The organism is Rubrivivax sp. JA1026 (assembly GCF_011065555.1).
Taxonomy (GTDB): domain Bacteria; phylum Pseudomonadota; class Gammaproteobacteria; order Burkholderiales; family Burkholderiaceae_C; genus Rubrivivax; species Rubrivivax benzoatilyticus.
This window is the reverse complement of the sequence record NZ_JAALCQ010000007.1, coordinates 42,744-65,805: the sequence shown is the minus strand read 5'-3', so window position 1 is coordinate 65,805 and position 23,062 is coordinate 42,744. Positions and strand designations below refer to the sequence as shown.

The 23,062-nt window shown below is 73.5% G+C and carries 20 protein-coding genes, 2 tRNA genes and 2 riboswitches; of the genes, 14 read left to right on the top strand and 8 right to left on the bottom strand.

Annotated elements, in window-relative coordinates:
• Position 1: 1 nt before the first annotated feature.
• Positions 2–619 (bottom strand): LysE/ArgO family amino acid transporter, encoded by a 618-nt coding sequence (locus tag G5B56_RS12915; RefSeq protein WP_009855755.1) that lies wholly within the window; start codon positions 617–619, stop codon positions 2–4.
• 92 nt (positions 620–711) lie between these two features.
• Between G5B56_RS12915 and G5B56_RS12910 the strand changes: the two genes are divergently transcribed.
• The 3 genes from G5B56_RS12910 to G5B56_RS12900 all read left to right on the top strand — a co-directional run bounded on the left by G5B56_RS12910 (position 712) and on the right by G5B56_RS12900 (position 3,179).
• A complete protein-coding gene (locus G5B56_RS12910) occupies positions 712–1,179 on the top strand; it encodes an Lrp/AsnC family transcriptional regulator (RefSeq protein WP_029718854.1) in 468 nt (155 codons plus the stop codon).
• A 166-nt stretch (positions 1,180–1,345) separates the two neighbouring features.
• Positions 1,346–2,629: a glutamate-5-semialdehyde dehydrogenase gene (locus G5B56_RS12905; protein ID WP_164963456.1), complete on the top strand. Its 1,284-nt coding sequence runs from the start codon at positions 1,346–1,348 to the stop codon at positions 2,627–2,629.
• 4 nt (positions 2,630–2,633) lie between these two features.
• On the top strand, positions 2,634–3,179 hold the full coding sequence (locus tag G5B56_RS12900) for a LemA family protein (RefSeq protein WP_009855752.1): 546 nt from the start codon (positions 2,634–2,636) through the stop codon (positions 3,177–3,179).
• A 1-nt stretch (position 3,180) separates the two neighbouring features.
• Here G5B56_RS12900 and G5B56_RS12895 read toward each other — a convergent pair whose 3' ends face one another.
• Together G5B56_RS12895 and folE are read right to left on the bottom strand one after the other, a co-directional pair.
• Positions 3,181–3,606 carry a BLUF domain-containing protein gene (locus tag G5B56_RS12895; RefSeq protein WP_009855751.1) on the bottom strand — a complete coding sequence of 142 codons (426 nt, stop codon included), beginning with the start codon at positions 3,604–3,606 and terminating at the stop codon, positions 3,181–3,183.
• Positions 3,607–3,616: 10 nt separating this feature from the next.
• Positions 3,617–4,366 carry a GTP cyclohydrolase I gene (gene folE / locus G5B56_RS12890; protein ID WP_164963455.1) on the bottom strand — a complete coding sequence of 250 codons (750 nt, stop codon included), beginning with the start codon at positions 4,364–4,366 and terminating at the stop codon, positions 3,617–3,619.
• Positions 4,367–4,457: 91 nt separating this feature from the next.
• Here folE and rsmB point away from each other — a divergent pair, with 91 nt between their 5' ends.
• The 6 genes from rsmB to G5B56_RS12860 all read left to right on the top strand — a co-directional run bounded on the left by rsmB (position 4,458) and on the right by G5B56_RS12860 (position 9,577).
• Positions 4,458–5,789: a 16S rRNA (cytosine(967)-C(5))-methyltransferase RsmB gene (rsmB, locus tag G5B56_RS12885; protein ID WP_230764692.1), complete on the top strand. Its 1,332-nt coding sequence runs from the start codon at positions 4,458–4,460 to the stop codon at positions 5,787–5,789.
• Between the two features lie 19 nt (positions 5,790–5,808).
• A complete protein-coding gene (locus G5B56_RS12880; RefSeq protein ID WP_009855748.1) occupies positions 5,809–6,387 on the top strand; it encodes a DUF4390 domain-containing protein in 579 nt (192 codons plus the stop codon).
• The gene (locus G5B56_RS12875; protein WP_164963454.1) at positions 6,384–8,675 is read left to right on the top strand and encodes an ATP-binding protein; all 2,292 of its coding nucleotides are present in this window, start codon (positions 6,384–6,386) and stop codon (positions 8,673–8,675) included. The genes G5B56_RS12880 and G5B56_RS12875 overlap by 4 nt, the downstream gene beginning before the upstream one ends.
• Positions 8,676–8,684: 9 nt before the next feature.
• Positions 8,685–9,398: a response regulator gene (locus tag G5B56_RS12870; protein WP_029718855.1), complete on the top strand. Its 714-nt coding sequence runs from the start codon at positions 8,685–8,687 to the stop codon at positions 9,396–9,398.
• Between the two features lie 26 nt (positions 9,399–9,424).
• Positions 9,425–9,500, top strand: a tRNA-Phe gene (locus tag G5B56_RS12865).
• A 1-nt stretch (position 9,501) separates the two neighbouring features.
• Positions 9,502–9,577: transfer RNA gene (locus tag G5B56_RS12860), tRNA-Gly, on the top strand.
• Positions 9,578–9,635: 58 nt separating this feature from the next.
• Here G5B56_RS12860 and G5B56_RS12855 read toward each other — a convergent pair.
• Genes G5B56_RS12855 through G5B56_RS12835 form a run of 5 tightly spaced genes read right to left on the bottom strand, consistent with a single transcriptional unit; the run spans position 9,636 to position 15,216 of the window.
• Complete coding sequence (locus tag G5B56_RS12855; RefSeq protein WP_164963453.1) at positions 9,636–10,373, bottom strand: ABC transporter ATP-binding protein; 738 nt, start codon at positions 10,371–10,373, stop codon at positions 9,636–9,638.
• 2 nt (positions 10,374–10,375) lie between these two features.
• On the bottom strand, positions 10,376–11,350 hold the full coding sequence (locus tag G5B56_RS12850; protein ID WP_164963452.1) for an iron ABC transporter permease: 975 nt from the start codon (positions 11,348–11,350) through the stop codon (positions 10,376–10,378).
• On the bottom strand, positions 11,347–12,276 hold the full coding sequence (locus G5B56_RS12845) for an ABC transporter substrate-binding protein (RefSeq protein ID WP_164963451.1): 930 nt from the start codon (positions 12,274–12,276) through the stop codon (positions 11,347–11,349). The genes G5B56_RS12850 and G5B56_RS12845 overlap by 4 nt, the downstream gene beginning before the upstream one ends.
• The gene (locus G5B56_RS12840; protein WP_240920811.1) at positions 12,270–14,402 is read right to left on the bottom strand and encodes a TonB-dependent receptor; all 2,133 of its coding nucleotides are present in this window, start codon (positions 14,400–14,402) and stop codon (positions 12,270–12,272) included. Before G5B56_RS12840 ends, G5B56_RS12845 begins: the two co-directional genes overlap by 7 nt.
• A gap of 31 nt (positions 14,403–14,433) precedes the next feature.
• Positions 14,434–15,216, bottom strand: coding sequence for a class I SAM-dependent methyltransferase (locus G5B56_RS12835; protein ID WP_164963450.1), 783 nt, complete (start codon positions 15,214–15,216; stop codon positions 14,434–14,436).
• 66 nt (positions 15,217–15,282) lie between these two features.
• A riboswitch (cobalamin riboswitch) is annotated at positions 15,283–15,508 on the bottom strand.
• Between the two features lie 35 nt (positions 15,509–15,543).
• Positions 15,544–15,803, top strand: a riboswitch (cobalamin riboswitch).
• A gap of 169 nt (positions 15,804–15,972) precedes the next feature.
• On the opposite strand from G5B56_RS12835, the gene G5B56_RS12830 reads away from it, so the two are divergent.
• From G5B56_RS12830 to G5B56_RS12810, 5 genes are read left to right on the top strand one after another with little or no spacing between them, the layout of a single operon-like run.
• Positions 15,973–16,623, top strand: coding sequence for an energy-coupling factor ABC transporter permease (locus G5B56_RS12830; protein ID WP_164963449.1), 651 nt, complete (start codon positions 15,973–15,975; stop codon positions 16,621–16,623).
• Positions 16,624–16,635: 12 nt separating this feature from the next.
• Complete coding sequence (cobO, locus tag G5B56_RS12825; RefSeq protein WP_164963448.1) at positions 16,636–17,205, top strand: cob(I)yrinic acid a,c-diamide adenosyltransferase; 570 nt, start codon at positions 16,636–16,638, stop codon at positions 17,203–17,205.
• 6 nt (positions 17,206–17,211) lie between these two features.
• Entirely contained in the window at positions 17,212–18,258 is a 1,047-nt protein-coding gene (gene cobW, locus G5B56_RS12820; RefSeq protein ID WP_164963447.1) for a cobalamin biosynthesis protein CobW, read from the top strand.
• Entirely contained in the window at positions 18,258–22,037 is a 3,780-nt protein-coding gene (gene cobN, locus G5B56_RS12815; RefSeq protein WP_164963446.1) for a cobaltochelatase subunit CobN, read from the top strand. The genes cobW and cobN overlap by 1 nt, the downstream gene beginning before the upstream one ends.
• Positions 22,034–23,041, top strand: a complete 1,008-nt coding sequence (locus tag G5B56_RS12810) for an ATP-binding protein (RefSeq protein ID WP_164963445.1) — start codon at positions 22,034–22,036, stop codon at positions 23,039–23,041. The genes cobN and G5B56_RS12810 overlap by 4 nt, the downstream gene beginning before the upstream one ends.
• Positions 23,042–23,062 lie beyond the last annotated feature (21 nt).

Genomic DNA, 23,062 nt, shown 5'->3' with positions numbered 1-23,062 from the left:
ATCAGCGCGCCAGCGCCGCCAGTTGCCAGAGCGCGAAGCCGGCGAGCAGCGCCGCCGACGCCAGGTTCACCCGGTGCTGCCAGCGCGCGTCGAAACGCGTGCGCAGCCGGCCCACCGCGCCGGCCAGGATGAACCACCACAGCGCCGAACCCGCCGCGACGCCGGCCACCATCACCCACGGCGAGGCGACCGCGCTGCGCCCGGCCAGCGCGCCGAAGACGGCGATGAAGGACAGGATCGTCGTCGGGTTGGCCAGCGTCAGCACGAAGGTGCCGGCGAACAGCCGCGCCAGCGGCGCGCGTTCGCCGGGGCCGCCGTCGCGCCGCGCCGGCGGCTGGCGCGCGATGCGCCAGGCCATCCACAGCAGCAGCGCCGAGCCGCCGCCGGCCAGCAGCGTGCGCTGCTCGACGAGGAAGGTGATCAGCGCCGTGACGCCGAAGGCGCCGACGGCGCCGTAGATCGCGTCGGCGACCGCCGCGCCCAGCCCGGTGGCGATGCCGGCGGCCGAGCCGTACTGCAGCGTGCGCTGGATCGCCAGCAGGCCGATCTGGCCCACCGGCGCGGCGATCGACAGGCCGATCGCGGCGGATTGCAGAAAGAGGGTGAGTTGCGGGTCCACGGCTTCATTGTGAGAAGCTGCTGGCGCTCGATCCAGATGATTCTTCAGGTGGTCTGGTTGCTTGTAGTTGAAATTTCAGGCCAAACTGCTGCATGACTGAAAACGTGCTCGACGACAAGGCCTGGAAGCTGCTGCTCGCGCTGCAGCGTGACGGCCGCGCGCCGCTGAAGGTGCTGGCCGAAGCCGCCGGGCTGTCGATCCCGGCCACCGCCGAGCGGCTGAAGCGCCTGCAGGACGCCGGCGTCGTGCGCGGCGTCGTCGCCGACGTCGACGCGGCGCGCGCCGGCTACACGGTGCGTGCGATCGTCGGCCTCACCGTCGCCGGCCAGCCGGCGAAGAAGGCCTTCCTCGAGCAGATCGGCCGCGCCGCCGAGGTGCTGGAATGCCACCACGTCGCCGGCGCCGATTCCTACCTGCTGACCGTCGTCGCCGCCGACCTGCCGGCGCTGGAGGCCTTCCTCGGCTCGATCAACGCCTGGGGCGAGACACGCACCCAGATCGTGTTCTCGACACCGATCCCGCGCCGCGGCCTCGTGCCGCCGGGCACGCTGCGCGGCTGATTTCGATCTGGGGTCAGGTCTCTGCGGCCAGGGGGTCAGGTCTCACGAGACCTGACCCCGCCTGCTCCTCGAGACCTGACCCCTGCGAGACCTGACCCCGCCTGCTCGCGCGAGACCTGACCCCGCCCCGAGGTGCCGCCGGCGCATTGCGGGACAATCCCGCGCCATGAACCCGACCGACGACATCGCCGCCTACATGGACCGCGTCGGCGCCGCCGCGCGTGTGGCCGCCACCGCGATGGCGCGTGCCGGCTCCGCGGCCAAGGACGACGCGCTGCGCCGCCTGGCCGCCGCGCTGCGCGCCAACCTCGGCCCGCTGCAGCAGGCCAACGAACTCGACCTCGCCGCCGCGCGCGCCGCCGGGCTGGCCGAGCCGATGGTCGACCGGCTCAAGCTCACGGCCAAGGTCGTCGAGACGGTCGCCGAAGGCTGCGAGCAGATCGCCGCGATGCCCGACCCGATCGGCGAGATCAGCGAGCTGCGCCGCCGCCCGACCGGCATCTCGGTGGGCCGCATGCGTGTGCCGCTGGGCGTCTTCGGCATGATCTACGAGAGCCGCCCGAACGTGACGATCGAGGCCGCGTCGCTGGCGATCAAGAGCGGCAACGCCTGCATCCTGCGCGGCGGCTCGGAGGCGCTGCATTCCAACCTCGCGCTGTGGAAGCTGGTGCAGGGCGCGCTGGTCGAAGCCGGCCTGCCGGCCGACGCGGTGCAGCTCGTCGAGACCACCGACCGCGCCGCGGTCGGCCGGCTGATCACGATGCCGCAGCACGTCGACGTCGTCATCCCGCGCGGCGGCAAGGGCCTGATCGAACGCATCGCCGCCGAGGCGCGTGTGCCGGTCATCAAGCACCTGGACGGCAACTGCCACGTCTACGTCGACGCCGAGGTCGACCTGGAGCAGGCGGTCACCGTCACCGACAACGCCAAGACGCAGAAGGTCAGCCCCTGCAACGCGACCGAGTCGCTGCTGGTGCATGCGGCGCAGGCGGCGGCCTTCCTGCCGCGCATCGGCGCCGTCTTCGCCGCCAAGGGCGTCGAGATGCGCTGCTGCCCGGCGGCCAAGGCGATGCTCGCCGCCGTGCCCGGCGCGCGCGTCGTCGACGCCACCGAGGCCGACTGGGACACCGAGTACCTGGCGCCGGTCATCAGCATCAAGGTCGTCGCCAGCCTCGACGAGGCCATCGCCCACGTCAACCGCCACGGCTCGCACCACACCGACACGATCCTGACGACGAACCACCCGAACGCGATGCGCTTCCTGCGCGAGGTCGATTCGGCCAGCGTGATGGTCAACGCCAGCACGCGTTTCGCCGACGGTTTCGAGTACGGGCTGGGCGCCGAGATCGGCATCTCGACCGACAAGTTCCACGCCCGCGGCCCCGTCGGCCTGGAGGGCCTGACCTCGCTGAAGTGGATCGTGCTCGGCCAGGGCGAGATCCGGCGCTGACGCCGTGTCCTCCGGGCAGATCCTCGTGCTGGCCCTGGCGGCCGTGCTCGTGTTCTGGATGGTCGGTGCCTACAACCGGCTGATGGCGCTGCGCACGGCGATCGCCGCGGCCTGGCAGCAAGTCGCCGAGGCGCTGGCGCGCCGCGGCGAGGCGGCGCAGGCCCTGGCCCAGGCGCTGCGCGAGCCGATGGCCGGCGAGGCCAAGGCGCTGGACGCGCTGCTCGCCGCCGAGGCCCAGGTGCGCGAGGCCGCCGACGCGCTGGGCGCACGCCCGGTGCGGCTGGAAGCGGCGCTGGTGCTGGTCAAGGGCGAGGCGGCGATGGGCGCCGCCGCCAGCCGCGTGCTCGCGCTGCTGGAGCAGCACCCGCTGCTGAAGGTCGAGCCGGCGATCGCCGAGCAGGCCGCGGTGCTGGCCGACGGCGGCTCGCGGCTGGCCTTCGCGCGCCAGCGTTTCAACGAAGCCGGCGCCGCCTACGACGAGGCGATCGCCGAGTTCCCGACGCGGCTCTTGATCCGGCTGTACCGCTTCGGCCCCGCCGGGCGGCTCTGACTCAGGACTGGCCGACGATGGCCGCGGTGGCCACCAGTTCGTCGAACAGCGCCTTGCTGACCTGGCCCGAGACGGCGTAGGGGTCCAGCGTCGCGGTCTCCGAGTACTTCAGCAGCAGCGCCGGGTTCAGCCGCGCGACGCTGACCTGGCCCATCGACCAGCCGGCGAAACGGCGTTCGGCGATCTCCTCGTAGACCAGGATCTCGACCTCGGTGTGGCGCGGGTCGCCGACGATGCGCGCGTACAGGCGGTTGACGGCGCTGCGGCCGCCTTCGAGCACCTGCACGAAGATCCCGTCGGAGTAGCAGAGCACCCCGGTGATGCCGAGCGCCGGGTTCTGCGCGCGCGAGGCGCGCAGGATGGCCTGCAGCTCCTCGGGGTCCAGCGCCGGCACGGCGCGGCTGACGTACATGAGGCGGACGAGCATCGCGGCCCTTTCAGTCTTGCTTGCGCGGCAGCAGCGAGAGGAATTCGCGCCGCAGGTTCGGGTCCTTCAGGAACGCGCCGCGCATCACGCTGTTGACCATCGCGCTGTCGGTGTCCTTGACGCCGCGCCAGTGCATGCAGAAATGGTCGGCTTCCATGACGATGGCCAGGCCGTCGGGGCGCACACGCTCCTGCAGCTCGTTGGCGAGCATTGTCACCGCCTCTTCCTGGATCTGCGGCCGGCTCATGATCCAGTCGGTGATGCGGGCGTACTTGGACAGCCCGATCAGGTTGCTGTGCTCGTTGGGCAGCAGGCCGATCCAGACCTTGCCGAAGATCGGGCACAGGTGGTGGCTGCAGGCGCTGCGCACGGTGATCGGGCCGACGATCATCAGCTCGTTCAGGCGCTCGGCGTTCGGGAACTCGGTCACCGCCGGCATCGGGTGGAAGCGGCCGCGGAAGACCTCGTCGATGTACATCTTGGCCACCCGCTTGGCCGTCTCCTGCGTGTTGTGGTCGCTCTCGGTGTCGATGACCAGCGCGCGCAGCAGCTCCTCCAGCTTGGCCTGGACTTCCTTCTTCAGCTCGGGCAGCTCGCCCTCGCGCACGAAGTCGGCGATGTTGTCGTTGGCGTGGAAGCGCTTGTCGGCGCAGACCAGGCGGTAGCGGATGCGCTCGGACACCGGCATCGAGGCCAGTTCCTCCTCGCTGCGCAGCAGGCGCGGCGGCGTGGACTCCGGGAGCGGGACGGTCTTGGCCATGGGGATGGGCGGGCCGGTCGGCCGGGGGCGAAGGGAGCCGGTATTGTGCGGCGCGCTTCGTCGGCGTGCAGGCAGCGCTTAGACTGCCCTGGTGACCACTCCGACTTCGTCCGTGCCGCTGTCGCGGCTGCTCGATCTGACCGCCGACGCCGTGCACGCGGTGCGCCAGGGCCGCTCGCTGACCGACGTGCTGGCGCGTGTGCCGCCCGACGCCCGCCCAGGCGTGCAGGCGCTCAGCTTCCACGTCATGCGCTGGCTCGGCAGTGCCGGCGAGGCGCGCGCGCTGATGGCACCGAAGTCGCCGCCGCCGCACGTCGAGTCGCTGCTGCTGACGGCGCTGGCGCTGCTCTGGCCGACCGGCGAGCCCTCGCCCTATGCCGACCACACGCTGGTCGACCAGGCGGTGCACGCCGCCCACCAGCGCACGCCGGTGGCCGCCGGCTTCATCAATGCCGTGCTGCGCCGCTTCGTGCGCGAGCGCGACAAGCTCGCTGCGGCGGCGCGCCACCAGCCGCTGGGCGCGTTCAACCACCCGCTGTGGTGGATCGAACGCGTGCGCCACGACTGGCCGACGCAGTGGCAGGCGCTGCTGCAGGCCTCGAACGTGCATCCGCCGTTCACGCTGCGTGTCAACCGCCGCCGCGGCAGCGGCGAGGCCTATGTGCAGCGCCTGGCGGCCCAGGGCCGAGCCGCGACGCTGGTCGACGACGCGGCGCTGGGCGGCCAGGCCGTCGTGCTGGCCGAGCCCTGTCCGGTGACGCAGCTGCCCGGTTTTGCCGAAGGCGAGGTCTCGGTGCAGGACGCGGCGGCGCAGCGTGCGGCGCCGCTGCTCGTCGGCGACGGGCTGCCGGCCGGCGCGCGTGTGCTCGACGCCTGCGCCGCCCCGGGCGGCAAGACCGGGCACCTGCTCGAGCTGGCCGATCTCGACGTGCTGGCGCTGGACAGCGACCCGGTGCGCCTGGCGCGTGTGCAGGAGAACCTGAACCGGCTGCAGCTGCAGGCCACGCTGCGCGCCGGCGACGCCCGCGACACCGCACGCTGGTGGGACGGCCGGCCCTTCGACGCCATCCTGCTCGACGCGCCCTGCAGCGCCGCAGGCATCGTGCGCCGCCACCCCGACGTGCGCTGGCTGCGCCGCCCCGACGACATCACCGCGCTGGCACGGTTGCAGGGCGAGATCCTCGACGCGCTGTGGCCGCTGCTCGCGCCTGGTGGCCGCCTGGTCTACGCCACCTGCTCGCTGTTCCGCAGCGAGGGGGCCGAACAGATCGACGCGTTTTTGCAACGCCACGCCGACAGCGGCGCGAGCCTGGATCCGCTGTCGCCCGGGCACCTGCTGCCGCTGGCCGACAATCCCTCGCAGCCGTCGGCGCGCCAGGCGCTGCACGACGGCTTCTACTACGCCCTCGTCCACAAGGCCTGACGCCCGAGCACCACCCGTCATGCGATCGCCGCCGGTCCGCCGAAGACTGCTGCTGGGCCTGGGGCTGTGGGCCGTGCTCGGCTGGCTCGGCCTGGGGGCCGCGCCGGCACGGGCCCAGGGCGTCGAGCTGATCCAGCTGCAGTCCGGCCGCAGCGACGGCGCGCTGACGCTGGAGTTCGCCGCCCGCGTGACGCTGCCCAAGGCCGTCGAGGACGCGATGGCACGCGGCGTGCCGGTCTACTTCGTCGCCCAGGCCACGCTGCGGCGTGACCGCTGGTACTGGCGCGACGAGCGTGTGGCGCGGGTCTCGCGCAGCTGGCGCGTCGTCTACCAGCCGCTCACCTCCAGCTGGCGTGTCGGCCTGGGCGGCCTGAACCAGACCTACGCGACGCTGGCCGAGGCGATGGCCGCGGTCACGCGCAGCGCCGGCTGGCGCATCGCCGAGCTGTCGCAGCTCGAGCCGGGCAAGGACTACTACATCGAGTTCAGCTGGCGGCTCGACACCAGCCAGCTGCCCAGCCCGATGCAGATCGGCCTGGGCGGCCAGGCCGACTGGGCGATCGGCGCGGAGCGCGAGTTGCCGGTCGAGCTGCCATGAACCGTCCGGCGCGCTGGATCTGGATCGTCGCGCTGGTCGCGGGCATCGGCGCGGCGCTGGTGCTGGCCTTCGTGCTGTCGCTGTCGACGGCCGGCGGCGGCTTCTACGAGCGCCACTTCGTCTGGCTGTTCTGGGTCAACGCGGCGGTCGCGGCGCTGCTGGTGCTGGTCATCGGCGTGGCGGCGGTGCGCCTGGTGCTGCGGCTCAAGCGCGGCAAGTTCGGCAGCCGGCTGCTGATCAAGCTGGCCGGCATCTTCGCCCTCGTCGGCGTGCTGCCGGGCCTGGTGATCTATGCCGTGTCCTACCAGTTCGTCTCGCGCAGCATCGACGCCTGGTTCGACGTCAAGGTCGCCGGCGCACTGGACGCCGGGCTGGCGCTGGGCAAGACGACGCTGGACGCGCTGCAGGCCGACGTCGCCGGCAAGGCGCGCCTGGCCGCCGAGCGGCTGGGCGACTCGCGCCAGCCGTCGCCGCTGGTGCTCGAACGCCTGCGCGAGCAGACCGGGGTGCGCGAGATCGCGCTGCTCAACCACAGCGGCCAGATCCTTGCCACGGCCGGTGTCGCGCCGGGCTCGTCGCCGCCGGAGCGGCCGCCGACGACGCTGCTGCGCCAGGCGCGCTCGCTGGGCGTGGCCAGCCAGATCGAGGGCCTGGATGACGAGGCGCTGAGCGCCAGCGACGGCGCCGGCGGGGCGCCGCGCCTGCGTGCGCTGGCGCTGCTGCCCGACGCCAGCATCCGCCTGTCGCCCGGCGACGACCGCTTCCTGATGGTGGTGCAGCCGCTGCCACGCAAGCTGGCGGTCGACGCGCTGGCCGTGCAGGCCGCACACGGCGAGTACCAGCAGCGCGCGCTGGCGCGCGACAGCCTGTCGCGCATGTACATCGGCACGCTGACGCTGGCGCTGATCCTCGCCGTCTTCGGCGCCGTGCTGCTGGCCATCCTGCTGGGCAACCAGCTCGCGCGGCCGCTGCTGCTGCTGGCCGACGGCATGCGCCAGGTGGCCGCCGGCGACTTGAAGCCCAAGCCGGTGTTCGCCTCGGGCGACGAGCTCGGCGGGCTGACGCGCTCGTTCGCCGACATGACGGCGCAGCTGGCCGACGCGCGCGAGCAGGTGCAGCGCGGCGTCGACCAGCTCGAAGGCGCGCGCACCCGGCTGCAGACCATCCTGGACACGCTGACCGCCGGCGTCATCGTCTTCGACCGCGAAGGCTGCATCGACACCGTCAACCCGGGCGCGACGCGCATCCTCGGCCTGTCGGTGGCCGCCTGGCGCGGGCGCCACCTGGGCGAGCTGCCCGAACTCGAGGGTTTCGCGCGCAGCGTCGAGCAGCGTTACGAGCAGCTCGCCGACCGCAGCGAACTCGGCGGCGACCACTGGCAGGACGCGTTCGAGCTCGCGCGCCCCGAAGGCGTGACCCTGACGCTGCTGGTGCGCGGCGCACCGCTGCCCGGCGAGCAGCGGCTGATGGTCTTCGACGACATCACCGAGGTCGTCTCGGCGCAGCGTTCGCAGGCCTGGGCCGAGGTCGCGCGGCGGCTGGCGCACGAGATCAAGAACCCGCTGACGCCGATCCAGCTGTCGGCCGAGCGGCTGCAGCACCGGCTGGAGAGCAAGCTCGAGGGCAGCGACCAGGCGCTGCTGCTGCGCTCGGTGGCGACCATCGTCGCCCAGGTCGACGCGATGCAGCGCTTGGTCAACGAGTTCCGCGACTACGCGCGGCTGCCGGCCGCGCAGATGAAGCCGCTGGACCTGAACGCCCTGGCCAACGAGGTGCTGGCGCTGTACGGCCAGGCGCACGATCGCGGCCAGCTCGTCGTGCGTCTGACCGAGCCGCTGCCGCGCATCCTGGGCGACGCGACGCAGATCCGCCAGGTCATCCACAACCTGGTGCAGAACGCGCTGGACGCGGTGTCCGAGCGTGCCGACGGCCGCGTCGAGATCGGCACCGCGCGCTCGTTGGGCGACAACGGCGAGCTGCGTGCGGTGCGGCTGTTCGTGCAGGACAACGGCCCCGGGTTCCCGGACAAGGTGCTCAAGCGCGCCTTCGAGCCCTACGTCACGACCAAGGCCAAGGGCACCGGTCTCGGGCTGGCGGTCGTCAAGAAGATCGCCGACGAACATCACGCGCGGCTGCGGGCCGTCAACATGCACTTGGACGAAGCCCCGGAATCCCCGGTGACCGGGGCCCGAGTTTCGCTATCATTTTCCTTACTCGCACCTGCGCCGAACCCCGAGACCGACGGCGGTCCGGCCACCGCTTCCGGTGACGCAACACAGGTGCTTTGACCTCAGCGCATGGCAACGATTCTGGTAGTGGACGACGAGCTGGGCATTCGCGCCCTGCTCTCGGAGATCCTCAGCGACGAAGGCCACACGGTCGAGCTGGCGGAAAACGCGGCTCAGGCACGCCAGGTGCGCGAGGCCTTGCGCCCCGACCTCGTGCTGCTGGACATCTGGATGCCCGACGTCGACGGCATCTCGCTGCTCAAGGAGTGGGGCACGAGTGGTCTGCTGACGATGCCGGTCATCATGATGAGCGGCCACGGCACGATCGACACCGCGGTCGAGGCCACCAAACACGGGGCCGTCGCCTTCCTCGAGAAGCCGATCACGCTGCAGAAGCTGCTGCGCGCCGTCGAGCAGGCGCTGGTGCGCCCGGGCCAGCGCCTGGCCGCGGCCGGCGTCGCGCCGGGCGGTGCCCGCGAGCCGCTGCCGGCGTCGAGGCCGTTCCTCAACGGCAGCCCGGCCCTGGTGTCCACCGGTGTCGCGGCTGCGCCGGTGCCGGCGGTGCCCCCGGGGCCGCGCCCCGAGCAGAGCTTCGATCTCGACCGCCCGCTGCGCGAGGCGCGCGACGCGTTCGAGAAGAGCTACTTCGAGTTCCACCTTGCCAAGGAAGGCGGCTCGATGACGCGCGTGGCCGAGAAGACCGGCCTCGAGCGCACCCACCTGTATCGCAAGCTCAAGCAGCTGGGTGTCGATCTCACGCGCAACAAGCGTGGCGTTTCCTGAAACCTGTGCTATAGTCGCGGGCTCTTGGCCTGGTAGCTCAGTTGGTAGAGCAGCGGATTGAAAATCCGCGTGTCGGTGGTTCGATTCCGCCCCAGGCCACCAAGCGGGATTAGCTCAGTTGGTAGAGCGATACCTTGCCAAGGTATAGGTCGAGAGTTCGAGCCTCTTATCCCGCTCCAAGATTCGAGGGCCCGGTTTCGTAAGAAGCCGGGCCCTTTGTCTTTTCCGCGACCCGCTTCAGCTCTCGGCCGTGAAGAAGCTCTGGCGGCCCAGGTCGCAGCGCGCCACGGCGCTGCCGTAGGCCTGGCTCAGCGAAGCGCTGCTCAGCACCTCGTCCGGATGGCCGGCGGCCAGCACGCGGCCGCCTGCCAGCAGCGTCACGTGGTCGCAGTAGCGTGCCGCCAGGTGCAGGTCGTGCAGCACCACCAGGACCGCGGCGTCGGCGGCGCAGGCGCGCAGCAGGCGCATCAGCTGGTGCTGGTGCGGCAGGTCCAGGTGCGCGGCCGGCTCGTCGGCCAGCAGCAGCGGCGGGCGGTGCGCGATCGCGCGCGCCAGCGCGGCGCGCGCCGCCTCGCCGCCGGACAGCGTGTGCAGCCGGCGCCGCATCAGCGGCCCGAGTTCGCAGGCCTCGATCAGCGCCGCGTCCGGCGGCGCCAGCGCCAGCTGCAGCAACTCCTCGACCGTCAGGTCCCAGTGGCTGTGCGTCTGCTGCGGCAGGTAGCCGATGGCCTGGGCCAGCGCGCGCGGCTTCCAGGCGGCCAGCGGGCGGCCGAGCAGGCGCACCTCGCCGGCGTGTGCCGGGCGCAGGCCGATCAAGGCCTGCAGCAGCGTGCTCTTGCCGGCGCCGTTGGCGCCGACCAGCGCGAACAGGCCGCGCGCCGGCCACGACGCGGTGATGCCGAGCAGCAGCGTGCGCGCGCCGGCTCGCACTTCCAGCCCGTGCGTCGCCAGGGCCGGCGATGTCGTCGTGTCCATCGTCACTCCCGCCGTCTCAGCAGCAGGCCCAGGAAGAATGGCCCGCCGACCAGCGCCGTCAGCAGCCCGGCCGGGATTTCGCTGGGCGCCAGCGCCGCGCGGGCGATCAGGTCCACCAGCACCATCGCCGTGCCGCCGGCGAGTACGCAGGCCGGCACCAGCCGGCCGTGCAGCGGCCCCAGCCACCAGCGCAGCAGATGCGGCACCACGAGGCCGACGAAGCCGATCAGCCCGCCCCAGCAGACCGCCAGCGCGGTGGCCAGCGCCGCCAGCAGCACCGCCTGCGCGACCAGCCGCGGCACGCGCACGCCCATGCCGTGCGCCGCCTGTTCGCCCAGGCCGAGCGCGTCCAGCCCGAAAGCCAGCCGCCGGGCGCCGGCGGCCAGCAGCACCAGCAGCGGCACGAAAGCCGCGCACTGCGCTGCGGTCGGTGTCTGCACGCCGCCCAGTTGCCAGGAGATCAGCGCGCGCAGATTGGTCGACTCGTCGCCGAAGAGCATCAGCAGCAGCCCGCGCAGCGCCGATAGGATGGCCGCCAGCGCGACGCCGGCCAGCAGCAGCCGTGCCGGCTGCCAGCCGCCGCCGGCGCGGCCGACGGCCAGCACCAGCCAGCTTGCGCCCCAGGCACCGGCGAACGCCAGCAGCGGCAGCGACCAGCCCGGCGGCAGCCACTGCGGCAGCAGCAGCGCGACGGCCGCGCCCACCGCGGCGCCCGAGGCGCTGCCCAGCAGATAGGGCTCGGCCAGCGGGTTGCGGAACACGCCCTGGAACAGCAGCCCGGCCAGCGCCAGGCAGGCGCCGACGAAAAACGCCGCCGCGACACGCGGCGCGCGCCAGACCCAGACCAGGTCGTGCATCAGCCCGTCGCCGCCCAGCCACTGCGCCGGCGCCACCCAGGCCGCGCCGCCGCTGAGCGCCAGCACCAGCGCCACCAGCAGCGCCGCGGCCAGCAGCGGCATCGCCTGCCGCGCCCTCATGCCGCCGCTCCGAAAGCCTGCGGATGCAGCGCACGCGCGTAGGCCAGCACGGCCTCGGCCTGGCGCGGCCCGGGGATCAGGAAGTGGCTGCGCGGCAGCACGACGACGCGCCCTTCGCGCACCGCGCGCAGCCGCGACCAGCCCGGCCGGGCCGCGATCTCCTCGGCCGGCCGTGGCACGGCCTGCAGCGACACGATGACCTCCGGGTCACGCAGCAGCACCGCCTCGGCGCTGACCTGCTGCGCGCCGGCCAGGTCGGTAAAGACGTTGCGCCCGCCGGCGCAGGCCAGCGCGTCGTCGGCGTAGTGCCCGCGGCCGACGGTCTGGTAGGCGCCGCGTGCGGCGGCCGCGGTCTCCAGGTACACGCTCGGCTGTGGCCGGCCCTGCCAGGCCTGGCGGATGGCCGCCAGCGCGCCGTCGAAACGCGCCAGCAGCGCCGCCGCGGCGGCTTCGCAGCCGGTGGCGCGGCCGACGAGGTCGATGTTGCGCCGCACCGCCGCCAGGTCCGGATGCGCCAGCACCAGCACCGCGACGCCGGCGCGCTCGAATGGCTCGACGAGGCCCAGCGCGCTGCCGTGCGACGGCGTCAGCACGATCAGGTCGGGCTTCAGCGCCGCCAGCGCCTCGGGCGAATAACCCAGCGCGCCGCCGACCGACGGTTTGGCCAGCGCCGCCTCGGGATATCGCACGCGGCCGCCGATCGCCGCGACACGCGCCTCCAGCCCGAGCGCAAAGACGATCTCGATGTTGCTCGGAAAGATCGCGACGATGCGCTGCGGCGGCGCGGCCAGCCGCAGCCTGCGCCCCAGCGCGTCGACGACGCTGCGCGGCCAGGTGTCCGCGGCCTGTGCCTCGCGCCCGGCACAGCACAGCGCGGCACCCGCCAGCAGCGCCCGCCGCGCCGGCGACGAAGGCCCGCTTACCACTGCGCCTTCAGCCGCAGGAACAGGCTGCGCGGCGTGCCGAAGCAGCCTGCTTCCTGCGACGAGAAGTCGTCGGCGATGTACTCGACGTCGGCGAGGTTGTCGACGCCGGCCTGCACCGACAGCCGCGGCGTCGCCTGCCAGGTGACGGCCGTCGCCAGCAGCGTGTACGACGGCAGGATCTGCGAGTGCTCGACGTTGTCGCGCAGCGGACGGCGGCCGACGTGGTTGGCGCTGCCCGTCCACTGCCAGTCGCCTTGCGACCAGGCGAGGCCGGCGCCGGCGATGTGGCGCGCCGACATGCGCATGCGGTTGCCGGCGTAGTTCGGCCCCGGGTTGCCGGCGCTGTCATAGGTCGGGAAGTCGCGCAGCCGCGCGTCCTGCCAGGTGTAGTGGGCGTAACCCGACCAGGCCGCCGACAGCCGCGCGCGCAGCAGCGTCTCCAGCCCGCGCACGCGCGAGCTGGCATTGGTGAAGATGAAGCTGTCGGGCCCGGTGCGAAACGATCGCTGGCCGTCGGTCTTGTCGGCCTGGAACAGCGCCACCTGGTAGCTCCAGCGGTCGTCGAGCGCGCGGCCCTTGGCGCCGATCTCGAGGCTGCGCGTGACTTCCGGGCGCAGCAGCGCCGGCACGACGACACCCGAGCGCGTGTTCAGCGCCACGGCCTGCGGCCGGAAGCCTTCGGCCCAGTTGGCGAACAGCGCGTTCTCGCTCGCCGCCGAGGCCGCGTAGCGCCAGTCGGCGCCCAGCCGCGGGCTGGTGCGGCTGGCCTCCTGGCCCGCCTGCACGGCGGTGCCGCTGCGCTGCAGCGTCTGCTCGAAGCGGTCGTGGCGCAGGCCGGCGCTGAGGCTCAGCGCGCCGATGTCGATGCGGTCCTGCAGGTACAGGCTGCGCACGCGCTGGTCGAAGCGCGAGTCGGTCACCGGGCCGCGGATGCCGCGCGGATCGCTGCCGACGTTGCTGACCGGCGTGTCGTAGTCGGGGCCGCGATAGGTCGGTGCGCCGCTGAACGACGGCGAGGCCTGGTCCTGCCAGCCGGACTCGAGGTTCAGCCCGAGCTGCAGCGCGTGCCGTGTCACACCGAGTTCGGCCTTGGCGTTCAGCGTGAACTCGTGGAACAGCCCGCGGTCCTGGGTGTCGGTCTCCGACCAGCCCTTGGTGACGGCGGCCGGCGGCGGCACGATGGTGATGCCGCCCTGGAACAGGCGGTCGTAGCGCGCCATGCTGCTCAGGTGCTCGAAGCTGATCGCCGGCGTCAGCCGCACGCGGTTGCGCCAGGCCAGGCTCAGGTACTCGCCGTCGACGTGCGCGCCGGGGATGCCGTAGTTGTCCTCCGGGGCTATGCCGAACATCGGATGGCCGTCCTTCAGCGGCACGATCGAGCCGCGTTTGGCGTTCACCTGGCTGGAAAAGAGCTGCACGCTGCTGGCCCAGTCGCGGGTCATCGCCAGCTCGCCGCCGACGCTGGCCGTGGCCTGGTCGCGCGGCGTGCCGTCCTGGAAGCCGTCGACGCGGCTGTAGGCGGCGCCCACCGACAGATGGCCGCGTTCGCCGTCCCAGCGCTGGCGCAGGCCGAGGTCGCGGCGGCCGAAGCTGCCCAGCGTCGCGCGCGCGCTGCCGCCTTCGGCCTCGGGTTCGATGAACATCTGCACGACGCCGCCGATCGCGTTGCGGCCGTACAGCGCCGAAGCCGGGCCCTTGATGAACTCGATGCGTTCCAGCAGGTCGGGCGCGACCAAGGTCAGGTCGGCGTTGCCCTGCAGCAGGCGCAGCGGCACGCCGTCGATCAGCACCAGCACGTCCTGGGTGTCGCGCAGGCCGCGGGTCTCGAACCGCGTGAAGTAGTTGCCCTGGGTGCCGTGCTGCAGCCCGGGCACCGCGCGCAGTGCGTCTTCCAGCGTGCGCGCGCCGACGGCGTCCATCTCGTCGCGGCCGACGGCGTAGGTGCTGAACGGCAGATCCAGCGGGTCTTCGGCGACGCGTGTCGCGGTGACGACGCGGCGCTCGGCGGTGATCTGCACCGTCTCGACGGCCTCGCTCTGGGCCTGGGCGGCGGCCGGCAGCAGCAGCGCCAGCACGGCAGGGCGCCAGTGGCGCGACGGTGATCTTTCCTGTGGCTTCATCTTCATCGTCTCTTCTTCTGGAGGGAGGGAAACAGGGTCAGTCGCGGTGCCAGAGCAGCACCGCGCTGCGTTTGGCGCAGCCCAGGCGCAGGCCGCGGCGGCCGGGCCGCGCCGAGGCGGCGACCTGGGCCAGCACCTGCGGCCGGCGGTCGTCGCCGGGCGGCAGACGCAGGCGCTCGATGACGTGCGCCTGGGCCGCGGCAAGCGACTCGAAACACACCTCGTAGCGCCAGTCGGCGAAGTGCAGCGCCTGCGGCGCGCGTGTGGGGCCCAGTGCGGCGAGCACACGTTCGACGACCGGGCGCGTGTCGGCGCCGTGCAGTTCGGGCGTCAGCACGCCGGCCAGGCAGAACGTCGCCGGCCCGGCCTGCGCCGGCACGACCCAGGCCATGCAGCGGCGCCAGCGTGTGGCCATCGCGTCGTGGAAGGCGGCGGGTTCACGCTGCGCCGGCGGCAGGTGCGCGGCCAGCAGCGTGTCGGCGGCGACGGCGGGCTCGAGCTGCGTCCAGTCGACGGGCGACAGCTCCAGGCGGATGCCGCGCACGGCCAGCGCCGGTCGCCGCGCGAGCAGCCGGCGCTGCATCTCGGGCTGTGGTTCGACGGCGTGCCAGCGCGCGCCGGGCGCGAGCATGCGGCGGCTGAGCACGCCGCTGCCGGCACCGATGTCGAGCAGATCGGGCAGCGAGCGCGGCAGCAGCGGCAGCACGGCGCGGGCGTAACCCGAGCGCACGATGGTGTGCGCGTAGAACGCGGCTTCGGCCTCGCCCCAGGCGCAGGGCGTGGCGGCGTCGGGCCGGAGTTCCGGCGCGTTGGAAGACATGGGAATACCGGCGTACGCGCCCTGGCCGCTTCCCCGCAGCCTGGCGCCTTACGGCCTGCCGCTCGCGCGGCACGCCACCTCGTTGGCCGGTATCCGGGCTGGCGGAGACGACCCGTGTGTCCTTCCCAGGAGACGACTCCCAGTGGCTTCGACACGAGCTGGGGCCTGTGAGGCCCCGTCCGCTTACCGTTGCGGGGGCAGCTCAGGTTGGGGGCACGAGGCCCCTCCCTGATTCCCGTTGAACTGCATCCACCGGAGGGTGGGCGCGAGCACCAACGGCCGGCATCATAACCAGCGCCGCCGGCGGCCCCGCCGCGAGACCTGACCTGTATCATGCGCCGCGTTGGTGCTCGCCGAGGCTCTCCGCCGAGGCAGTTCAACGGGAATCAGGAAGGGCGAGGCCGTCACGGCGCGAGCCCCAACCTGAGCTGCCCCCGCAACGGTAAGCGGACGGAAAGACGGCTTCGTGCCGGCTCTTCCGGCCCGTGACACGGCCACTGGGACGGCGGCGCGCCAGCGTCGCCACCGGGAAGGCGTCACGGACAGGTCCGCCAGCCCGGATACCGGCCAACGAGGTGGCGTGCCCGCGCGAGCGGCGCGCCGTGTAGCGCCAGCCGCGGGGAAGCGGCCAGGCGCGTCGAACCCGTCTCACGTTTTCCGAGCCGTCCCTTCCCAGCGCGTGCCGTGTCGCCGCGCCCGAGCCGTCGTGCGGCGGCGGGCCGCCGTCGTCGCGCCGTCTCGACCCAGGAGCACCCGATGCACATCGAACCCGGCGTCCTCGCCCAGACCAAGATCCTCGCCGCCAACGTCGCCGCCGGCGGCGTGCTGCTGGCGCACCTGCCGGCACTCGCCAAGCGCCCGGCGCTGTGGCTGCGCACGGCGCTCGCGGCGGTGTTCTTCTCGCTGTTCATGCAGTCCTTCCACATGGCCGTCGGCCCGTCGGAGCTGCACTTCATCGGCGCGATGCCGATCTACCTGCTGCTGGGCTATCTGCCGACGCTGTTCGGCTTCGCGCTCGGCCTGCTGCTGCAAGGCCTGCTGTTCGAGCCGCAGGATCTGGTGCACCTGGCGGTGAACACGCTGTCGCTGGTCGTGCCGCTCACCGCGGTTCACTTCGGCATCGGCCGCCGCCTGTCGGCCGCGCAGGTCAGCGAGGCGCGTGTCGCCACCGTGCTGCGCCTGGACGCGGCCTACTACGCCGGCGTCACGGCGATGGTCGGCTTCTGGCTGGCCATCGGCCAGGAAGCGACGCCGCTGGCCGACTGGGCGCGTTTCGCTTCGTCCTACCTCGTGCTGGTGGCGCTGGAGCCGGTGTTCACGCTGCTGATCGTGCGCGCCGTGCGCCGCTGGCGCGAAGCCGGCTGGGCGCGCGCCTGCCTGGACGAGCGGCTCACCGCCGCCGCCTGACGGGCCGCCGCCATGCAGATCGAAACGCCCCCGTTCGATCGCGACAAACCGCGCCCTCAGGGCGAACGCCGGGGGCTGGTGATCGTGCACACCGGGCCGGGCAAGGGCAAAAGCACCGCCGCCTTCGGCCTGGCGCTGCGCGCCCACGGCCGCGGCAAGGCGGTGAAGGTCTACCAGTTCATGAAGGTGCCCTCGGCACGGTTCGGCGAGCACCGGCTGTTCGAGCAGCTGGGCATCCCGATCGAAGGCCTGGGCGACGGCTTCAGCTGGAAGAGCCGCGACCTCGGCCACTCCGCCGAGCTGGCGCTGGCCGGCTGGCAGCGTGTGCGCGACACGGTGCTGTCGGGCGCGCACTTTCTCGTCGTGCTCGACGAGGTGATGGCGCCGCTGCGCTACGGCTGGATCCCGCTGGACGAGTTGCTGGCCTGCCTGCGCGCGCGCCCGCCGCAGGTCCACGTGCTGCTGACCGGGCGCGGCGCGCCGCCGGAGCTGATCGAGGCCGCCGACACGGTCACCGAGATGACGAAGCTGAAACACCACTACGACGCCGGCGTGCCCGCGCAGCGCGGCATCGAGGACTGAGAACCCATGCACAAGATTCCCGCGACCATCGTCACCGGCTTCCTCGGCGCCGGCAAGACGACGCTGCTGCGCCACCTGCTGACGAACGCCGGCGGCCGCCGCATCGCCGTCATCGTCAACGAGTTCGGCGAACTCGGCATCGACGGCGAGCTGCTGCGCGGCTGCGGCATCGGCTGCGACGAAGCGGGCCGCGACGACGGCAACCTCGTCGAGCTCGCCAACGGCTGCCTGTGCTGCACCGTGCAGGAGGAGTTCGCGCCGGTGATGGAGCGCCTGGCCGAGCGCCGCGAGCGCATCGACCATCTCGTCATCGAGACCTCGGGCCTGGCGCTGCCCAAGCCGCTGGTGCAGGCCTTCCAGTGGCCGACGCTGCGCCACGCGTTCACGGTCGACGCCGTCGTCACCGTCGTCGACGCGCCGGCGGTGGCCGAAGGCCGTTTCGCCGACGACCCGCAGGCCGTCGACGTCCAGCGCCGCGCCGACGACAACCTCGACCACGAGTCGCCGCTGGCCGAGCTGTTCGAGGACCAGCTCGCCACCGCCGACCTCGTCGTGCTGAACAAGACCGACGCGCTCGACGCCGCGACGCTGGCCGCCGTCGAGGCCCAGGTGCGCGCCGGTGCGCCGGCGGCCGTCAAGCTGCTCGCCGCGCAGCACGGCCGCCTGGCGCCCGACGTGCTGCTGGGCCTGGGCCGCGCCGTCGAGGACGCGATCGACGGCCGCCACACGCACCACGACGCAGAAGAGGACCACGACCACGACGAGTTCGACTCGGTCGCGCTGACGGTCGAGGTGAGCGACCGCGAGCGCCTGCTGCAGGCGTTGGCCGCGCTCGTCGCACGCCACGAGATCTACCGCGCCAAGGGCTTCGTCGCGCTGCCCGGCGCGGCGATGCGCCTCGTCGTGCAAGGCGTCGGCGCGCGCCTGGACAGCCACTTCGACCGTGCCTGGCGCGCGGGCGAGGCACGTGTCTCGCGCCTGGTGCTGATCGGCGCCGAGCTCGACGCCGCCGTGCTGCAGGCCGAGCTGCAGCAGGCGCTGGCCGCCGGCTGATGCACCTGCTGTCGACACGCGCCGCCGGCCTCGTCGACGACGAGGGCCGCGGCGTCGTGCGCCTGGCGCAGACGCCGGGCGAGATCGTCGTGCTCAGCGCCGCCGACAGCACGCTGGCGCTGCTGGCCGACACCGCCGCGGCGCTGCCGGCCGGCTTTCCGAGCATCCGCCTGGCCAACCTGATGGCGCTGCGCCAGCCGGCGTCGGTGGACCTCTACGTCGACGAGGTGCTGCAGCACGCGCGTGCGGTCGTCGTCGACCACCTCGGCAACGCAGCCGACTGGGCCTACCTCGTCGAGCAGGCCGGGCGCACCGCGCGCCGGCGCGGCCAGTGGCTGGCGCTGTTCTCGGGCGACTTCGGCGAAGACCCGCAGCTGCTCGCACGCTCGACGGCCGCGGCCGACGACTGCCGCCTGCTCTGGCGCTGCCTGCGCGACGGCGGGCCGGCGCAGGCCGAGGCCTTCTTCGCGCTGATCGCGCACGCCGCCTTCGGCCGCGGCGAACGCCCTTCGCCGCCCGAGCCGCTGCCCTGCGCGCTGCCTTACGTGCCGCGCGACGCCGCCGCCTGGCCGGCGCGCCCGGCCGGTGCGCCGGTGGCGCTGCTGGTTTTCTACCGGGCGCATCTGCAGTCGGGCAACACGGCGGTCTTCGACGCCCAGCTCGCGGCGCTGGCCGCCGCCGGGCTGGAGCCGCTGGCGCTGGCCGTCGACACGCTGAAGAACCCCGAGAGCCTGGCGCTGCTGCGCACGCTGGCGGCGCGCCACGCGGTCGACGTCGTGCTCAACGCGACGGCGTTCGCGCTCGGCGGCGCCGGTGCCGGTTTCGAGCCGCTGGCCGGCGACGCGCCGGTGCTGCAGCTCTTGCTGGCCGGCAGCACCCGCGAAGGCTGGGCCGAAGACCCGCACGGCCTGGCGCCACGCGACCTGGCGATGCAGGTCGTGCTGCCCGAGGTCGACGGCCGCATCGCCACGCGCGCGATCAGCTTCAAAGGCGTGGCCTGGCGCTGCGAGCGCACCGAGATCGACGTCGTGCGCTACCAGCCCGAACCCGAGCGCATGGCCTTCGTCGCCGAGCTGGCACGGCGCTGGTGCCGGCTGCGCCACGTGCCGCCGGCCGAACAGCGCCTGGCGCTGGTGCTGGCCAACTACCCGAACGACGACGCGCGCCTGGCCAACGGCGTCGGCCTGGATACGCCGGCCTCGACGCTGCTGATCCTGCAGGCGCTGCACGACGCGGGCTACGCCGTCGGCGCCTTGCCGCCCGACAGCGAGGCGCTGATGCACACGCTGGCCGCCGGCGTCACCAACGACACCGAGGCCAACGACGCGCGCCCGGCGCTGCAAAGCCTGGCGCTGGCCGACTACCGCGCCGAGTTCGAGCGCCTGCCGGCCGTCTGCCGCGACGCCGTGCTCGCGCTCTGGGGCGCGCCCGAGGCCGACCCGATGATGCGTGCCGGGCGCTTCATGATCCCGGGGCTGCGCCTGGGGCGCGTCTTCGTCGGCATCCAGCCGGCGCGTTCGCGCGGGCCCGACCTGCTGGCGCGTTATCACGACGCCGACCTCGTGCCGCCGCACGCCTATCTGGCGTTCTATTTCTGGCTGCGCCGCCACTGGGCGGCCGACGCCGTCGTGCACGTCGGCAAACACGGCAACCTGGAGTGGCTGCCGGGCAAGAGCGTCGCGCTCGGCGAAGCCTGCTGGCCCGACCTGCTGCTCGGGCCGATGCCGCACCTGTACCCGTTCATCGTCAACGACCCCGGCGAAGGCTGCCAGGCCAAACGCCGCACGCAGGCGGTCATCGTCGACCACCTGATGCCGCCGCTGACGCGTGCCGAGTCCTACGGCGCGCTGCTCGACATCGAACGCACGATGGACGAGTACTACGAGGCGCTGGCGCTGGACCCGCCACGCGCGCGCCGGCTGCGCCAGGTGCTGCTCGGCCAGGTGATCGGCGCCGGGCTGCACCGTGAACTGGGCTTCGACGCGCCCGAAGACGACACCCAGCGCGAGGCCCTGCTGCGCCGCCTCGACGCCTTCCTCTGCGAGCTGAAGGAAGCGCAGATCCGCGACGGCCTGCACGTCTTCGGCCGCTCGCCCGAAGGCCGGGCGCGGCGCGACACGCTGCGTGCGCTGGCGCGTTTCGAGCGCGGCGCGGCGCCGGGCGACGCCAGCCTGCTGCGTGCGCTGGCCGCCGACCTGGCGCTGGATTTCGACCCGCTGGCGCCCGACTGGGCCCGGCCCTGGGACGGCCCGCGCCCGGCGCTGCTGCTGTCGCTGGCCGACACGCCCTGGCGCCACGCCGGCCACACACGCGAGCGCCTGGAGCTGCTGGCCGAACGCCTGCTGGAGGCGCACGCGCTGCAGCCCGACGCACCGGCCGCCGACGCCGCCGCCTGGCCGCAGACGGCGCCGGTGCTGGCCGCGCTGCGCGACGTGCTGGCGCCGCGGCTGGACGCCTGCGGCGCCGAGGAAATGCGCCAACTGCTGCGTGGCCTGGGCGGCCGCGTCGTGCCGCCCGGCCCCAGCGGCGCGCCCTCGCGCGGCCGCGCCGACACCTTGCCGACCGGGCGCAACTTCTACGCCGTCGACACACGCGCGGTGCCCACCGTCGCCGCCTGGACCACCGGGCGCGCCGCCGCCGAGCGCCTGGTCGAACGCCATCTGCAGGACCACGGCGCGCTGCCGGCCACGGTCGGCCTGTCGGTCTGGGGCACGAGCACGATGCGCTCGGGCGGCGAAGACCTGGCCCAGGCGCTGGCGCTGCTGGGCGCGCGGCCGAAATGGGCCGCCGGCAGCGGCCGCGTGCTCGACGTCGAGCTGCTGCCGGTGGCGGTGCTCGGCCGGCCGCGCATCGACGTCACGCTGCGCGTCTCGGGTTTCTTCCGCGACGCCTTCCCGAACCTGATCGAGCTCTTCGACGCCGCGGTGCGTGCCGTCGCCGCGGTGCCGGCCGAAGACGAGAGCGACGACGAGAACCCGGTGCGCGCGCGTGTGCAGCGCGAGGCGCGGGCCGCCCAGCAGGCAGGGCTGGACGCCGAAGCCGCGCTGCGCCAGGCCAGCGGGCGTGTCTTCGGCCCGCGCCCCGGCGGCTACGGCGCCGGGCTGCAGGAGCTGATTGCCGGCCGGCGCTGGCAGGGCCGTGGCGACCTGGCCGAGGCCTATCTGCGCGCCGGCGCCTACGCCTACGGCGGCGGCCGCGACGGCGAGGCGGCGCGTGCCGCGCTCGAGACCCGGCTGCGCGGCCTGGACCTGGTGGCGCACAACCAGGACAACCACGAGCACGACCTGCTCGACTCCGACGACTACTACCAGTTCCAGGGCGGCATGGCGGCCGCCGTCGAGGCGCTGCGCGGCAGCGCGCCGGCGCTTTACCACGGCGACCTCAGCGTGCCCGGCGCGCCGCGGGTGCGGCCGCTGCGCGAGGAGATCGCGCGTGTGCTGCGCGCCCGCGCGGTGAACCCGAAGTGGCTCGAAGGCATCCGCCGCCACGGCTACAAGGGCGCGTTCGAGATCGCGGCGACGGTGGACTTCCTGTTCGCCTTCTCGGCCACCACCGGGCTGGTCGAGGACCACCAGTACGCCTTGGTCGCCGACGCCTATCTGCACGACGAGACGACACGCGAGTTCCTGCTGCGCCACAACCCCGAGGCGCTGCGCGCCGTCGGCGAGCGCCTGCTGGAAGCGATGCAGCGTGGCCTGTGGCGCGAGCCCGGGGCCGAACGCGAGCGCATCGCCGCGCACCTGCTGGCGCTGGAGCAGCGCCTGGAAGACAACGCATGACCGCCCCATCCGAACTCCCCGCCTACCCGTTCAGCGCCCTCGTCGGCCAGCCGCGGCTGCAGCAGGCGCTGCTGCTGGCCGCCGTCGACGAAAGCCTGGGCGGCGTGCTGATCAGCGGCCCGCGCGGCACCGCCAAGTCGACCGCGGCACGCGCGCTGGCGGCGCTGCTGCCGGGCGCGCCCTTCGTCACGCTGCCGCTGGCGGCCAGCCTGGAGCAGTTGGTCGGCACGCTGGACGTCGAGGACGCGCTGCGCGACGGCCGGCTGCGTTTCAAACCCGGCCTGCTGGCGCGTGCCCACGGCGGCGTGCTCTACGTCGACGAGGTCAACCTGCTGCCCGACGCGCTGGTCGACGCGCTGCTCGACGCCGCCGCCAGCGGCGTGCACACGGTCGAGCGCGACGGCATCTCCGAGCGCCACGCCTCGCGTTTCGTGCTCGTCGGCACGATGAACCCCGAGGAAGGCGAGCTGCGGCCGCAGTTGCTGGACCGCTTCGGCCTGTCGGTGACGATCGCCAACCCGGCCGACGTCGGCGCGCGCCAGGCGATCCTGCGCGCCCGCCTGGCGTTCGACCGCGACCCGCAGCGTGTACAGGCCGAACACGCCGCGCGCGACGCCGCGCTGGCGCGGGCGATCGCCGCCGCGCGCGCGCGGCTGGATGCGGTCGAGCTCGGCGACGCCGCGCTGGCGCGCGCCGCCGACCTGGCGCACGCCGCCGGCGTCGACGGCCTGCGCGCCGACCTCGTGATGCTGCGTGCCGCACGTGCGCTGGCGGCGCTGGACGGCCGCGACGCCGTGCGTGTCCAGGATGTCGACGCCGTCGCCGACGACGCGCTGGTGCACCGCCGCCGCACGCCGGCACCGCCGCCGGCCGCGCGCCCGGAACCGCCGCCACAGCCGCCTGCGCCGGACAACGCCGGCGACGGCGACTGGGGCGCGCTGCCGCCGCAGCCGGCGGGTTTCGAGCCGGCCTCGCTGCCCGGCGCCTGGCGCCCAAAAGCCTAGGCCGCCGCGGCCCGGGCCGGC